The 15,441-nt window shown below is 35.2% G+C and carries 16 protein-coding genes and 2 pseudogenes; 14 read left to right on the top strand and 4 right to left on the bottom strand.

Features of this window, described 5'->3' with window-relative positions; all coding sequences use genetic code 11:
• Position 1: 1 nt before the first annotated feature.
• The gene (locus tag MMB68_RS23030; protein ID WP_372452311.1) at positions 2–217 is read left to right on the top strand and encodes an aldo/keto reductase; all 216 of its coding nucleotides are present in this window, start codon (positions 2–4) and stop codon (positions 215–217) included.
• Positions 218–1,127: 910 nt separating this feature from the next.
• Here the strand turns inward: MMB68_RS23030 and MMB68_RS23035 are convergent.
• Complete coding sequence (locus MMB68_RS23035; protein ID WP_221786280.1) at positions 1,128–1,292, bottom strand: hypothetical protein; 165 nt, start codon at positions 1,290–1,292, stop codon at positions 1,128–1,130.
• 107 nt (positions 1,293–1,399) lie between these two features.
• Positions 1,400–2,164, bottom strand: a complete 765-nt coding sequence (locus MMB68_RS23040) for a COG4705 family protein (protein ID WP_277447320.1) — start codon at positions 2,162–2,164, stop codon at positions 1,400–1,402.
• 510 nt (positions 2,165–2,674) lie between these two features.
• On the opposite strand from MMB68_RS23040, the gene mreC reads away from it, so the two are divergent.
• From mreC to MMB68_RS23090, 10 genes are all read left to right on the top strand, one after another.
• Positions 2,675–3,466 carry a rod shape-determining protein MreC gene (gene mreC, locus MMB68_RS23045; RefSeq protein ID WP_277549361.1) on the top strand — a complete coding sequence of 264 codons (792 nt, stop codon included), beginning with the start codon at positions 2,675–2,677 and terminating at the stop codon, positions 3,464–3,466.
• Positions 3,467–3,647: 181 nt separating this feature from the next.
• Complete coding sequence (locus tag MMB68_RS23050) at positions 3,648–4,343, top strand: response regulator transcription factor (protein ID WP_028414892.1); 696 nt, start codon at positions 3,648–3,650, stop codon at positions 4,341–4,343.
• A 173-nt stretch (positions 4,344–4,516) separates the two neighbouring features.
• Positions 4,517–5,200, top strand: coding sequence for a response regulator transcription factor (locus MMB68_RS23055; RefSeq protein ID WP_063247122.1), 684 nt, complete (start codon positions 4,517–4,519; stop codon positions 5,198–5,200).
• On the top strand, positions 5,201–6,619 hold the full coding sequence (locus MMB68_RS23060) for a HAMP domain-containing sensor histidine kinase (RefSeq protein ID WP_277447322.1): 1,419 nt from the start codon (positions 5,201–5,203) through the stop codon (positions 6,617–6,619).
• Positions 6,620–6,764: 145 nt separating this feature from the next.
• Positions 6,765–7,433 carry a phosphatase PAP2 family protein gene (locus MMB68_RS23065; RefSeq protein WP_277447323.1) on the top strand — a complete coding sequence of 223 codons (669 nt, stop codon included), beginning with the start codon at positions 6,765–6,767 and terminating at the stop codon, positions 7,431–7,433.
• Positions 7,434–7,486: 53 nt separating this feature from the next.
• The gene (locus MMB68_RS23070) at positions 7,487–7,630 is read left to right on the top strand and encodes a hypothetical protein (protein WP_277448044.1); all 144 of its coding nucleotides are present in this window, start codon (positions 7,487–7,489) and stop codon (positions 7,628–7,630) included.
• A 280-nt stretch (positions 7,631–7,910) separates the two neighbouring features.
• Positions 7,911–8,240 carry a PadR family transcriptional regulator gene (locus MMB68_RS23075; protein ID WP_028409849.1) on the top strand — a complete coding sequence of 110 codons (330 nt, stop codon included), beginning with the start codon at positions 7,911–7,913 and terminating at the stop codon, positions 8,238–8,240.
• Positions 8,227–8,790 (top strand): HAAS signaling domain-containing protein, encoded by a 564-nt coding sequence (locus MMB68_RS23080; RefSeq protein WP_277549362.1) that lies wholly within the window; start codon positions 8,227–8,229, stop codon positions 8,788–8,790. Before MMB68_RS23075 ends, MMB68_RS23080 begins: the two co-directional genes overlap by 14 nt.
• A complete protein-coding gene (locus tag MMB68_RS23085) occupies positions 8,780–9,643 on the top strand; it encodes a DUF4097 family beta strand repeat-containing protein (protein ID WP_221786271.1) in 864 nt (287 codons plus the stop codon). Before MMB68_RS23080 ends, MMB68_RS23085 begins: the two co-directional genes overlap by 11 nt.
• Before the next feature lie 309 nt (positions 9,644–9,952).
• Positions 9,953–10,339: a hypothetical protein gene (locus tag MMB68_RS23090; protein WP_221786270.1), complete on the top strand. Its 387-nt coding sequence runs from the start codon at positions 9,953–9,955 to the stop codon at positions 10,337–10,339.
• Between the two features lie 253 nt (positions 10,340–10,592).
• On the opposite strand, the gene MMB68_RS23095 is transcribed toward MMB68_RS23090, so the two are convergent.
• Positions 10,593–11,705, bottom strand: a complete 1,113-nt coding sequence (locus tag MMB68_RS23095; protein ID WP_264408398.1) for a type II asparaginase — start codon at positions 11,703–11,705, stop codon at positions 10,593–10,595.
• 259 nt (positions 11,706–11,964) lie between these two features.
• A complete protein-coding gene (locus tag MMB68_RS23100) occupies positions 11,965–12,156 on the bottom strand; it encodes a hypothetical protein (RefSeq protein WP_221786268.1) in 192 nt (63 codons plus the stop codon).
• Between the two features lie 381 nt (positions 12,157–12,537).
• On the opposite strand from MMB68_RS23100, the gene murQ reads away from it, so the two are divergent.
• The 3 genes and pseudogenes from murQ to MMB68_RS23115 form a co-directional block, all read left to right on the top strand.
• Positions 12,538–13,428 (top strand): N-acetylmuramic acid 6-phosphate etherase, encoded by an 891-nt coding sequence (gene murQ, locus MMB68_RS23105; protein ID WP_264408397.1) that lies wholly within the window; start codon positions 12,538–12,540, stop codon positions 13,426–13,428.
• 32 nt (positions 13,429–13,460) lie between these two features.
• Positions 13,461–14,867 (top strand): annotated as a pseudogene (locus MMB68_RS23110) (PTS transporter subunit EIIC); the annotation flags it as partial.
• A 120-nt stretch (positions 14,868–14,987) separates the two neighbouring features.
• A pseudogene (locus MMB68_RS23115) lies at positions 14,988–15,428 on the top strand (PTS sugar transporter subunit IIA); the annotation flags it as partial.
• Between the last annotated feature and the right edge of the window lie 13 nt (positions 15,429–15,441).

Here is a 15,441-nt window from a genome sequence, read left to right on the forward strand (position 1 = left end):
AGTGATTTTGCGCTGGCATATTCAACGTGGTGTAGTTACCATTCCAAAATCTGTTCATAAAGAACGTATTGCTGAAAACTTTAACATCTGGGATTTTAATTTAAGTGATGAAGATATGGCAGACATTACTGCTATGGATAGCGGAAAAAGTGACATCATTGATCATTTTACCGCCGATACGGCTAAGACTTTAAATGGATGGAAGATTCATGAATAACTAACGCTGAAAAATTTGCATAGCTGCATATTTCATACGGGTGCGATTGAAGATAAAAGAGACGTACCTAAAAATAGCAGGGTTGAACGAGTAAGCGATGATTAGAGACCGGTTAACTTTCATAGATCTTAATGGAATATAGATGTATAAAAGCGTGGCCTGTCACGAGTTCACGCTTTTATAATGAGAGCTTAAAACGTAGACTTCATTTTTTAAAAAAGAAATTTTTAAAAAGATAAGTGAGACGAACATTTCACCAATTTTTCACTATTAGATGCTAGTATAAATATCAGTAATGCAATACAACATTTTCTATAGAACTCCCCTATTTAGGCTGACCTTTTAAGGTGAGCTTTTTTTGTGTCTGCAATTAATATGCTTCATAGAATATTGTACATACAGGAAATAAAACAAACGACTAACAGTCATATTAGTCGTTTGTTTTAGGAGAGGAACCTACTTGTTTGGGTTTAATATATAGTATATCTTTCTGCTATTCATTTGTTCATATAGAGCAACAGTAATTAAGGAAGATGCTACTGGTGTTGATTGGAGTAGATAAAATCACTAATGACTTTGACGAACAATCCAATTGGGTAGACGGTTATAAATGCCTTCCATGTATTCCAATGATTCAAATCATATAAATGGAAAAAAGTAAATATAGGCACTCCAATAAAAGCGATAAAAGCTGAAGCAATAAGAGAGGCAATCCAATAAAACTTCCATTTGCTAAAGAATTGGTAAACTAATGTAAGTATAACCGGGATAACTGCAAAATCAACGGAATGAAAACGATGAGTAAAGACCAATAATTGATGAGGGTAGCTCTATACGCCAAAGAACTTTCCGAGTTCATCCACAGTGCCAACTAAAACAAAGCTAATGAAAAATACTAAGAGAATAAATATTATTCGTTGTCGGTCAATGAGGAGATAAAAAACGAATAGAAAAGCGCACTTAAAATGATAATTAGCCACCATTGAGCACTAAATAAATCATGATGAAGCCAGTAATCGTATGGTTTATCATTAACACGCTGGGTAAGAACTTCTAACTGATTAACGATAAACACCACCTCCTTACGAGTATGTGCGAAAAAGAGGTGGTTCATGCAATTAGTCACTTCGTTAGATTTTTTCTTTTTATGGGTTTTGTAATGTATTAAATAAAAAAGAAAATCTACAGCGCTTGTTCTGAGCTTACGTTATTTTGTTTAAATGTCGTATGAATCATAAAGGCAATAAGAATGGAGGCTAGGACTAGAGAAGAGCCTGCCGTACCTAAGTCTAAACCACCTTTTTCATGTGGCTTTGTCAAAAGATCTCCAAATGTTGCTCCGAAAGGGCGAGTCAAAACGAATGCTACCCAAAATAAAAATACACGAGAAATCTTTGTATAGAAGGTACATATAACAATGAATGCTAGTAAGCTGCCAATTAAAATAGCTCCACCTATATATCCAAGGCCAGACGTATCAGACAAAAAATCGCCTAAAGCTGTACCTAATGTGTTTGAGAAAAGGATGGCAATCCAATAAAGTATTTCAGCCTTGCGGTTTCTAATATAGTTGATATTTAATGAACGCTCGCTAAAATACCAGTATGCAAATATCGACAACAATATAGTGATTAATATCATCGAGCCTTTTGCGTAACCTAATGCCAGTGTACGATCCATAAAATCAGACATAGTTGTGCCAGCTACGCTAGTTGACAGAATAACAGTCCAATAAAGGGCCGGAATATACCTCTTAGAGCTTAGTTGAGCTACAAGCGTAATTAAAAATATGCTAAAAAAGATTAGCGTACTAACTGCATATCCAACTCCTAATGTTTGTGCTAACAAGTCACCTGCGGTTTCACCCAGTGTCGTAGCAGAAATCTTCATAATCCAAAAAACAAGGGTAATTTGAGCAATTTTATTCATTGGCGAAGATGTTTGCATTTTTAATTTTTCTCTCCTTCTTGTGCTAACTGTTTATTCTCTTAAATAAACGGCACACTTGCCTAAAGTTTTTCTTAAAGAAATTTTTAAAAAGCTTCATCGCTGTAATTCAAACTGTACAGTCTTTTTCTAAAATCAAAATGAAAAATAAATAAGAATTTAATGAGATTTTTATAAAAAACTTTTTATTAATGTTTTAATTAAATGTTTTATCAACTCTGTTGCACCATGATGTTTTTATAAAAATAAAATATTTATTTTTTATCGAATTCTCATTTTAATTTCATTTAAATTTCATTACACAGTATTAAATTTAAATTATGTGAGCCAAGTTTTTTAAACATAACTTTATGCCTTCAGCTTTTGAAACTAGAAAATAAGTACAATTCATTAAAAGAAGGAGAACGTTGAATAGTTGTTAAGAGGTCAAAGATGATAATACTTAAGAAATTTTTAAGAAGCAGCTAGTAACATTATAAATAGCATGACTATTGGTAGGAAGGTGCCATTTTGATACGTTTTCAAAGAAAGAAGAAAAGACATACATATATTTTGATAGGAGGGATTCTTACTGTAGGAGGACTTATTTTTGTTGGAACCTTGTACAAAGGTAGCTTACTTTCTTTAGACAAGCTTTCTTGGAGTGAACCTCAACAAGTGAGTCAATTATTTTCCACTTACAAAGAAAACTCTATCTTAAAGAATAAGCTAGCCACTGAAAACCAAGAGGAAGCAAATGCTTATAAGTTGGAATATGAAAATAAAGTCTTAAAAAAAATTTTAAAAACAGAAGATCAGGTAAAAACCTATAATCCTGTAACAGCTGCCGTAATTGGCCGCTCAACGAACAACTGGAACAATGAATTAACAATTGATAAAGGAAAGAAGCAGGGGTTAAAAATAGATATGAATGTGCTAGGTACAAATGGAGTCATTGGGAAGGTATCCAAAGTTTTTTCGTCAACCTCTATTGTAGAACTAATTAGCTCAAACCTTAGGACAAATCGTATGGCGGTAATGTTAAAGGATAGGAAAAGCGTGAATGGAACATTAGAAGGCTACGATGATAAAAAAGGTAATTTAATTATTAGAAAAATCCCTAGTGAGGCTGAGGTTAATGTAGGAGATAAAGTTCAAACCTCTCCTATCAGTTCAATCTTTCAAGGGAAATTAGCCTTAGGAAAAGTCATCAAAGTAAAGCCTGATGAATATGGACTAACGCAATTGGCCGTTGTGAAACCCTCATCCAACTTTAATGATATTAGTGAAGTAATTGTTATTAAAGCAAAGAACAATGGGTAGGGAATTTAATATCACATTCTAATAGAAGTCTTTTATCTTATGTTTTTATGTTCAGCACTTAAAATTTCCTATTGTCCACTGAGATGTTGGTTTGTGATAGCTGTACACTTCTCTTTATTATTGGAAAGAGCGATCGATATGCAAAGCAAAAATATAGAGATTGAAAAGAGGGGTTAGTTAGATGAAAGAAAGTATTTTAATTGTGGAAGATGAAGTAGAAATAGGCAATATATTAAAAATGGAACTTGAACATGAAGGTTACCAAGTGAAAATTAAAAACAATGGAAGAGATGGTCTCGAAATGGCCTTATCAAATATGTTTGATTTAATTTTACTTGACATTATGCTACCGGAAATGAGTGGTATAGAGGTCTTGCGTAAAGTAAGAAAGAGAGAGAATTACGTGCCTATTATTCTTTTGACAGCTCGCAATTCAACTCTAGACAAAATACTAGGGTTAGATCATGGCGCAAATGATTATATAACTAAGCCATTCAAAACAGAAGAATTGCTGGCTCGGATACGTTCTTTACTACGTTATAAGCACCTTGTTATTAGGAATAAGGTAGAAAAAGACTCGTTATTATTAATTGAAGATATGGTTATAAATACTGAATCAAGAGAAGTAACTAGAGCTGGGCAAAAAATCAGCTTAACCCCTAAAGAGTATGATTTATTAATTTACTTAGTCATCCATAAAAATAAGACGGTTACTCGTGAAGGAATCTTACTAAATGTATGGGGATATGAATACGAAGGAGATACAAATATACTTGATGTTTATATAAGTTATTTGAGAAAGAAAATTGAAGAAGGATTTAGTCCCTCACTTATTGAGACTGTTCGAGGTATAGGATACACCATTAAAGAAAGTTAAAGAAACAAGGAAAGCAACTTTATATGATTCATTAAAGAAGAAAGTCATAGAAAACTTATTTCATATTTCTTCTTATTATCTTTCAAAATTGAGGGATATAGTACTAGTACTCATATTCATTTGTAGAAGCAGTTTTTACATTTTTAATTTTTAGACAAAGGGGAGTACTTTATATGCAAAAGGTACTAATTGTAGAGGATGAAGAAGGATTAGTAGAATTTTTAGAATTAGAACTAAAATATGAAGGATATTTAGTTGACGTAGCTTACGATGGTCGTACTGGTTTAGATAAAGCAACCAAGCAGAAGTACGATATTATATTATTGGATTTAATGATGCCTGGATTAAATGGAATTGAGGTATGCAGAAGACTAAGAACAACTAAGGATACTCCTGTTATTATGCTCACAGCTAAGGATAGTGTCATGGACAGGGTAATGGGGCTTGATAATGGAGCTGACGATTATTTGTCCAAACCATTTGCAATTGAAGAATTATTTGCAAGAATGCGAGTCATTTTTAGACGTCAAGAAAACAACAAGATGCTGGATCAGAAGCTACTATTAACATTTAAAGATATTGAACTTGATTTGGAATCAAGAACAGTGATAAAAGAAAAAAAACTAATTGAACTCACGAATAAAGAATTTGAACTCCTAGCCATTTTTATGCGTAACATTAACAAAGTATTAACGAGAGACATACTTCTAGAGCAAGTGTGGGGGTACGATTCAGTTGTTGAAACGAATGTTGTAGATGTATATGTTAGATATTTAAGAAACAAATTAAGTGTAGAGGACAAAGAGTTATATATTCAGACCATCAGAGGGGTTGGATACGTGATGCGTGATGTTTAAATGAGAAAATGGATAAAATATATAAAAGACTTACCTATAAGGTGGAAGATAACTTTATGGTCTTCCATGTTTTTATTTTTTCTTTTTCTCTCTTACAACCTCTTTCAATATATTGTGATCGATAATAGTATTTTAAATTATGAGAAGCAAAATGGTATTCATCAATTAAACGAGGTTCTCGCTTTTATTCAATCTGATGATGAACCCTTATCCTTAAAACAAATTGAAAACAGTGAAGGATACTTATCGAAAATTAATGAAAAGAATCAGTTGATTCGTGTTCTTGATAAGAAAGGGAACATTATAACCAGTACCTCAAACAATGTTTCACCAAACTGGGAGCAACCGAAAACGGTGAAGCACCAAGAGTATAAAGTGATTCGAAACCACGATGAACGTCTACTCGTTCTTCGTTCTCCAATTGTCACCGACAACTTCACTGGAACGGTTGAAATTGTAAGAAATATGGAGATGTCCGATGTTTTTATGGACAAGATTTTTTTATTAATGCTTGCTGCAGGGATAGGCTCACTAATCTTTAGTATTCTAGGTGGAACCATTCTAGCAAAGAAAATACTATCTAACGTTCAAGCGTTAACATTGACGATGAAAAAAATAAAAACAAATGGCCTTGAGGAACGAGTTCCAGTTAATGAAAAAAACGATGAGTTTGCTCAATTAGGCAGTTTATTTAATGAGTTAATGGATAGCCTAGAAGACTCCTTTTTACAGCAAAAACAGTTTGTAGAGGATGCTTCACATGAATTAAGAACTCCGTTAGCCATTATCCAAGGACATTTGACATTGTTAAATCGCTGGGGGAAAAATGATACAGCAGTATTAGATAAATCCTTGAAATCCAGTCTGAAAGAAGTAGAGCGTTTAACGAATCTTGTGCAAGAATTATTAGAGCTATCCCGAGCTGAAAATAGTCTGATAAATCCTGTAGATGTTGAACCTATTAACGTATTGGCCACTGTTCAACATGTTGTAAGGAATTTTGAAGTACTGTATAACAACTATGAGTTTAAAATAAGACACTCACATGAAAATCTGTACGTGAATATTTCTTCTCGCCATCTAGAACAAATACTAATTATTTTGTTAGATAATGCAGTCAAGTATTCTAAGAAGGAAGAGAAAGAGGTCGTTATAGACTGTTCTCTAATCAATGAAAAAGTATCTCTTAAAGTAATGGATAAAGGAATTGGAATTCCAGAAGAGGATATACCTTATATTTTAAATAGATTTTACCGAGTGGATAAGGCAAGGAGCAGAAAACAAGGAGGACTTGGCTTAGGACTGGCTATAGCCAAGCGATGGATTGAAAAGTACCACGGTACGATTAATATAGAGAGTAAAGAAGGCGAAGGAACAAATGTAACGGTTGTATTGCCTCTGTTTAATAACTCTCTATAAATGTGTATATAAAACAACGCCCTTATTTTTAATACTCCTAACTTCAAAAGCAAAGAAACATTAAAACCTAGTAATAAAAAGACCTTATCGTATCACATTTCATCAAAAGTAACTTGATAAAGGACAGAAATTAGAGGTGTCTAGGATGAAGTTGAAATTTCAATTTACACTTGCTTTTATGTTAAGCATATTGTCCCTTATTTGTTTTAGTGGGATGGCTCTTTTAATTAGTGGATCAAAAATTGTCGCATTTGATCGGTCTATTATATCGCTGATTCAAGGGTTCGAAACTCCTGGGCTAACGACTATTATGAAATGCTTTACTTTTATTGGCTCTACGCCATCTGTTGCAGTTATTTCTCTCTTTAGTTTGTTTTTTCTCTATAAAGTATTAAAACATCGAACGGAGCTTATTTTATTTATCGCGATTATTGTAGGTTCTCCAATCCTCAATGAGCTGCTAAAACTACTTTTTCATCGTGCACGTCCTGATTTCCATCGATTAATCGAAATCAATGGTTATAGCTTTCCAAGTGGGCATGCTATGAGTGCTTTTGCTGTTTACGGCGTCCTTTCATTTTTGCTCTGGCGTCATATTTCTACTCGCTGGGGACGTACACTTTTAATCATTATTAGCATTATAATGATTTTAGCAATAGGTATTAGTCGTATTTACTTAGGCGTGCATTATCCTAGCGACGTTATTGGAGGCTATTTTGCTAGTGGCTGCTGGCTAGCTATTGCTATTTGGTTCTACCAACGCTATCAGGAGAAGAAGTTTGAGCAAAGAAGATCTACTCAAAGTAAAAAATAAATACAATTATATATCAACGCTGAAATAAACCTATAGTCTAAGGCCGCAACTGACTGGAACCAGCCATACTAGTGATATTTGCCTTATGGATTTTATTACAATTAGCTTTAGGAGGGGACGTTTTCAAAAAACCTCTAACTTATTTTATTTTAATAACGGTTTTCTTTTTATTTATCCAACAGGCTAAGGAGAAATAGCATAGACGGATTTCGTTTATGTAGTCTATAGCTATAGACTACTTTTTCTTTTGGGTACGTTAAAATAGTTTTATCTACAAGCTAATTAGAAAAGAAGGTTGAATCTTGCTTTATAAAAAACACCTTACGACTGTAAAAATGGTTAAAGGTTGAAAAAATATTAAACAGTACCTTGCAATAAACAATAGCTGGTGATATATTGTAATTATTAGGAAGTAATTATAAATCAGTACTATACAATAAACAGTAGTGGACTGTGAAAAGAAAAGGGTGAAGAACAGTGAACGTGCAATTTAAAAAAGGAGTTTTAGAGCTTTGTGTCCTTGTGCTGCTTGATAAAAAAGACCGTTATGGATATGAACTAGTTCAAAAAATCTCCGATCAAATTGAAATATCAGAAGGGTCGGTATATCCTCTTCTGCGCCGGTTAACAAAAGAAGAATACTTCACAACGTACCTAAAAGAATCTACAGAAGGTCCTTCAAGAAAGTATTATCAGCTCACAGATAAAGGAAGAGATTATTTATATGAACTTGTCGATGAGTGGAACGAGTTTTCAAGAGGTGTTAATCAATTAATTAAAGAAGGTGTGAACAATGTCAAAGAGTAGTTTTTTACAGCAATTAAATGAATCCTTAAAACCATTGTCTTCAAAAGAACGTGCAGATATTTTACAAGATTATGAAGAACATTTTTCCATTGGCTTAGAAGAAGGAAAAACAGAAGAAGAAATTGTAACGTCGCTAGGTTCTCCGAATCAAATAGCTAAAGAATTGCTGGCAGATTACCACGTTGAGCAAGCAACAGCTAAGACAACAACTCAAAATATTTTAAGAGCCGCTTGGGCCGTAATTGGTTTAGCTTTTTTTAATATAATAATTGTTCTAGGTCCTGCGGTTGCATTAGCTGGCTTCATTTTGTCAGCTTGGGCCATAGGTCTATGTTTCTTGCTATCTCCTATTCTAGTTCTCGGTGAGGCTATTGTACATTGGGGCGGCTTTTTTCTCTTTAATTTATTTATGTCTTTAGCATTTTGCGGAATTGGCTATTTTATTATGTTAGGTATGTTAGTTGTAACGAAGCTAGCTATAAAAGGCTTTGTACGTTATCTAAAATACAATGTATCACTGGTGAAAGGCGGTTTAAAACGTGCTGAATAAAAAGAAACTCTCCATTCTTGCAGGCATTCTCATTCTTGGTGGGATTATAGGAAGCCTCCTTACGTATCGTGCTATTGATCCTGAACCTATTTCAAAAGAAAAAACGATCAACAGCAATCAAGTATCCAAGGTAAACATCGATACGGATAATACTCGTGTTCATGTGTACCCTATCAAAGGCGATAATATCAAAGTAACATTAAAAGGCGAAACATCTCCTAACATAAAAAGAGACTTCACTACTGCCGTTAGAAATTCAACACTTTTCATCTCCTACAATGAACAACAGCGCAGCTGGGTCAATTTTGACATTGTTAGTGTATTAAAACCGCTAACCGTCAACGTTTATCTGCCTGAAAAACAGTATAATTCATTGGGGATTTCCAGCAACAATGGGTATGTGTCTGTTAAAAAGTTACGCGCAGCAGATGTTTCCATTCGTGCAAACAATGGACGTGTAGAATTAGAGAACATTGATTCACAAAACTTGAACACCAGCGTACACAATGGACTTACAAGCATAAAAAATGCTGCAGCAAAAACGGTTCAAGCAAAAGGAAATAACGGGAAAATAACGCTGAGTAACGTGGAAGGTAGTTTAGAAAGCGAAACCCATAACGGAAGCATCGCTCTTGAAACAAAAGAACTTGATCGAGATATTGACTTTAAAACGAACAATGGAAAGATTAAGATTACGACGGAAAAAGAACCAAGTAACGTTCAATTTAATGTTTCCGTGGACAATGGAAAAGTCGATATTCTGAGTAAATATGATAGGGACGCTGTTATTGGAAAAGGAAAGAATATCATTAAACTAGCTACTCATAACGGCAGTATTTCAGTAATAAAGTAACCTGTTAGCTATACGGCACAAAGCTCATCTGCAAAAAAGCAGAGGCACAGCTAGCCGCAGATAATCAAAAAAAGGTTTTACTCATTGAACGTTGATGAGTGGAACCTTTTTTAATTTAGTTTATGGTGAAGTAATAGTGGCAGCTAAAAATGAGCCGTATACAAATCTCTCTTGGTTCGCGCAATTTGAGCAGGGAAGGCCTATAAAAAATATAACTTCTTTTATTTTTTCTTAAAAAAGGAATATTTTTTAAAGTGGTACGATACTATTTTCTGATACAACCTATTCCTGCGAAAGGAGCAAAAGTAAATGAAACGATATATTGCCTACGGCTTGTTGCTCACAGTGTCTTTCGTATTTGCGGTTTTTTTAATTGTTGATTGGCGTCAGTACGAAAATGGGTTAGAACATGCTATTAAACCTGCTGATAAGAACTATGAGAACAGCGAAAACTATGTTTCTGACAAACGTATGATAAATGTAATTGTAAAGCTAACGGAAGAAAGTCCTGCAACATTTGGAACAAGGTTAAAAAGTGCGCAAAGAATAAATGAGAGACGCGTCCATGTGAACACCAATAAGCTAGAGGGCATTATCGAGTTAAAGGATATAGAAGGCAAGACTTTGGTGTGGCGTGTACTAGACGGCACCTCAAATCATTTAATTATGGAAAGCAAGAACTGGGGAAATGAATAAGGGACCTGCTGATGGTTTCTTTCTTAATTCAAAGAGGCTGAGATAAAAGTATGTTAGTTAAAGGGAAATCTGAACGTGAGTTTCGTATATGTAGGTGCTTCTAGCGGTTGATTGGAGGACAAGGCGAAGACTCCAGCGGAAAAAGCGGAACAGGTGAGACCCCGCAGGAGCGGAAGTGACGAGGAGGCTCACCGGCCGCCCGCAGAAAGCGAAGCCTTGCACGGAAATCAACAGCGGTATAAACAGTTTTTTATTAATACTCATTAAAATATTCTTGAATCTCTTTAGGATCCTTCGTTTTCGTTAAAGCAAGCATTAAAAGAATACGGGCTTTTTGTGGATTTAACGAATCGGATGTAACAAACGTATCTTTATCATCTGATTCTTCATGTGTCACAACTCCGCTTCCTACCCGGCTAGATCTAACAATAACTACGCCTTTTTTTACCGCATCTCTAGCACCTGTTAGGGCAGCATCGGATAGCAGTCCATTTCCTGCTCCTGCAACGACTATTCCTTTTGCTCCAGCTTTTACGGCTGTGTCATAAAAGTTCCTAGAATCGTTTTGATACCCATATATGATATCTACTTGAGGAAGCTTATCTAATTTTGATACATCGAATATTGATTGTGTTGTATGCTTGCGAGTTGGTTTGTTATAAAATATTACCTTATCTCCAGCTATTTCTCCTACATATCCTTGTTCAGGGGATTTAAACGTATCTACTGCCGTTGTATGTGTTTTTGTTATATAACGAGCTGCACCAATTCGATCGTTGAGCGCTACTAAAACGCCGGTATTTCGTGCGTCTTTTGTAGAAGCAATTTTCACTGCATTATATAAGTTTAGCGGTCCATCTGCACTTATAGCGGTAGCGGGTCTCATTGAACCAACCACAACCACCGGTTTTTCACTTTTTACTACCAGATTTAGAAAATAAGCCGTTTCCTCCATCGTATCAGATCCATGTGTCACGACCACTCCATCAACGTCCTTAGAAGCTAATAGTGTATTAATTCGTTTGGCTAACTTTAATAAAATGCTGTTAGTTATATTTTGACTTCCGATATTTACGACCTGTTCGCTGCTTACATTCGCTAGCTTTTTCAACTGAGGAACAGCTTTAATAATTGTTTTAATGTTAAGAGCTCCTGATTCATATCCAGTTGTGTCTGTGCTGCTTTCAGAAGAACCTGCAATCGTACCTCCAGTGGCCAAAATCTTTATATTGGGCAGCTCTTCTTTCACTGAATGTTTTACAGTCATTTTAGAATCATCTACTGATGCATTGACCAGTGATAAAGGTCCCGAAAATAAGATAACGCTTGATAAAAAGGTGACGCCTATTATTCTTTTCAGTTCCATCGTTACTTAGCTCCTTTTACGCAAAAGACATGTAACGGTATTATTAGTAATTTGAGTTTGAAATATCCAATCATTTGTCCGCACGAAGAATAAATAGATAAACGCATTATTCTTATGAGATCCTTCTTGTTTTTTCTGTTTTTTAAGATACATGATATAAACATAAAACGGATTTCAGAAAGGGGTAAAGCAGTCTAGTAGCATCCAGATTGCTTTGTCATTAGTTATTCGTCTGCTTGATGAATGCGCTCCTATATATTTAGTGTCTAGAGATTAATTCACTCATTAGCCTGTTTGAAGCAATGTGCACGATATCGTGTTCTGTAGATTCCTGTATAAAAGGTAGATTTCTTTTTTCTTTTTCTCTTAACAATTTTCTAATCTCCTCACATAAGTGAACTTGGGAATCTAAAAGCTTTATTTCGTTTATATCTTCCATTTGTTTAGACATGAGTTCGGCTCCTTTATAACCTTTTAAGGAACTATTCTGTTCTAAAAAATAGAAAATTTTTCGCTTTTTTACTCATTTAACATAAGGTAGTTTCTATATAGGGATGAAAATAATGATTTTAATAGGAACGTATGTAAAAAAAATCCTTGCTGCAGGAGGGAAGGAGTCATTATTGATATAAGACATGCTTGATATTTATACGGCGAGAGTTGTCTTATTTACTAAAATTCAGGCATATGATGTTTGTCCAAAGTCACATATTACTATAGTTTCTGAAATTAAATTTTAACATTTTAAAATAATTGTTGAAATTTAATTTCAAAGACGTTATTCTGTACTTGAGAACGATTTCAAACAAAAACAAAGATAGGATGATAAGTAATGCTTGAACATTTAACTACTGAGACACGTAACGAAAAAACAATGAATCTAGATGAAATGTCTATTTTGGATTTCCTTACAACCATGAATGAAGAAGATGGAAAAGTTGCGAGTGCGATAAAAACAGAACTCCCTTCTATTGCGCAAGCTGTAGAAGCTATTATAGAAGCTAAGAAACAAGGGGGGCGCCTTATTTATATAGGTGCAGGAACTAGTGGCCGCATTGGTTTGCTTGATGCTGTTGAGTGTCCGCCTACATTTGGTACAAGTCCAGATGAAGTAGTAGGCTTAATTGCCGGCGGAGAAAAAGCCTTTATTAAAGCAGTAGAAGGAGCAGAAGATAGTAAAGAGTTAGGCATGGAAGACTTACAAAACATTCGACTTACTAAGGCGGACATTGTTGTGGGGATTGCAGCAAGTGGTCGTACACCTTATGTCATTGGAGCATTAGAATATGCTAACTCAATTGAAGCTCAGACAGTAGCAGTTAGTTGCAATAAAAGTTCTGATATTGGAAAAGTAGCAAATATTGCAATTGAAGTAGTAAATGGTCCTGAAGTATTAACAGGTTCTACTCGCTTGAAAGCTGGAACAGCACAAAAATTGATTTGTAACATGCTTTCGACAGCTTCTATGGTAGGTATCGGAAAGGTTTATGGAAATCTAATGGTAGACGTGCAGTTGACGAATGAAAAGCTCGTAGAGCGCGCAAAACGAATTGTGATGGAAGCAACTTCATGCACGTATGATACGGCAGAAGAGTACTTAGCAAAAGCAAATTGTAATTCTAAGCTTGCTATAGTCATGATTTTAACAGGCCTTTCATACGAGGAATCTTTACATCGTTTAGAACAAACCCAAGGATTTATCCGTCAAGCAATCGTTAATTAAGTAGCGAAAATATAAGGGAGATGGGAACAACTATGAGTAAACATCATCAAACAGCTAAAGAACTGCTTCAAGCTCTTGGAGGCAGTTCTAATATAGCGAATTATACACACTGCATGACAAGACTCCGAGTCACCCCAGTGAATCATAATAGAATTGATGAAGCGAGTATAAAACAAGTGAAAGGAGTGGTAGGGGTTGTCGATGATGATACGTATCAAATTATTTTAGGACCAGGAGTAGTTACGAAAGTTGCTGAACAATTTGGTATTGTACTTCAAGAAGATTCTGAAGCTCCTTCACAAGAAAAAGCTTCATCTGAAGGTTTGACGTCAAAAGGTGCAGATATGAAATCTGAGCTAAAAAAGAAAAACAATACGCCATTTAAAAATTTTTTACGGAAAGTTGGAAGCATTTTCATACCTCTCATTCCAGCTTTCGTAGGCGCAGGTTTAATAGCTGGCATTGCTTCGATTTTAGCCAATAGCATAACCGCGGGAGACCTTGATAAAGACACTTGGCAACAATACGTTACGATTCTTAATGTGATTAAAAATGCAATCTTCAGCTATTTAGTTATTTATGTAGGTATTAACGCAGCAAAAGAGTTTGGTGCTACTCCGGCCCTAGGTGGGGTTATTGGAGGTATTACCCTTTTAACGGGAGTTACAGAAGAGTTTCCTATTATGAATATCTTTACCGATCAGCCCTTAACTGCTGGGCAAGGCGGGGTTATCGGCGTTTTGATTGCTGTATGGTTACTCTCATCTTTAGAAAAATTCTTACGTCGATTTATTCCCGATGCAATCGATATTATTGTTACACCTACAATTGCTCTTCTGATTGTCGGATTACTAACGATTTTCTTTATTATGCCTTTTGCAGGTCTAATTTCTAGTAATTTAATTGGTGGAATAGATTGGACACTTGAACGTGGAGGGGTTTTTGCAGGTTTTGTACTAGGAGTGGCATTTTTACCATTGGTGATGCTAGGTCTGCATCAAGTATTAATCCCTATTCATATTGAAATGATTAACACAGCTGGTATGACCATCTTGCTTCCGATTCTTGCCATGTCTGGTGCTGGACAAGTAGGTGCAACTTTAGCACTTTGGATTCGTTGTCGTAAAAATAAATCACTTGTTACCATTATTAAAGGGGCTCTTCCTGTCGGAATATTAGGTATTGGAGAACCACTTATTTATGGAGTTATTCTTCCATTAGGACGCCCATTCATTACTGCTTGTATCGGTGGAGGAATTGGAGGAGCCGTAATTGGAATGTTCGGAAACGTTGGTTCCATTGCTATCGGTCCATCTGGCCTAGCATTAATTCCATTAATTGCTCACGGTTTATGGCTGAAATATATCATTGGCTTACTTGCAGGATATGCTGGAGGATTCATCTGCACATATTTATTTGGCATACCAAAAGAGGCTATTACAGAAGGCTCTAATAACAAAGAAGTACCTGAAGCGAAGACAAAAACTGAAGTTGCTGCAACAGGTGAGAAAAAAGAAATGAACGATACAACTTTAGGAAGCGCATTCAAACTTCCGTTTGATGGATATATTGTGCCTCTAGAAGAAGTCCCTGATGCTGTTTTTTCTTCAAAGATGATGGGAGACGGTTTTGCCATCGAACCAACTAATAATACTCTTGTTTCTCCTATCAATGGGGAGGTTGTTAGCATCTTTCCTACAAAACATGCCATAGGTCTAAAAACAGATCAAGATCTAGAGTTATTAATTCACGTAGGGTTAGAAACAGTGAACTTGAATGGGAAAGGGTTTACATGTCTAATTAAAGAGGGAGAAAAGGTTACACAAGGAACCCCGCTTTTAAAAATAGACCTAAACTACATTAAGGAAAATGCTAAATCACTTGTTACACCAATCATTTTTACAAATTTATCTGAACGTGGTCAAATACAGTTATTAAAAACAGGATACAACGAGCAAGGTATAACAAATATTATTGAGCTAGTTTCTAAAAAACAGTAAGTTAATTAAATTT

The organism is Priestia sp. Y58 (assembly GCF_029522095.1).
GTDB lineage: Bacteria > Bacillota > Bacilli > Bacillales > Bacillaceae_H > Priestia > Priestia megaterium_E.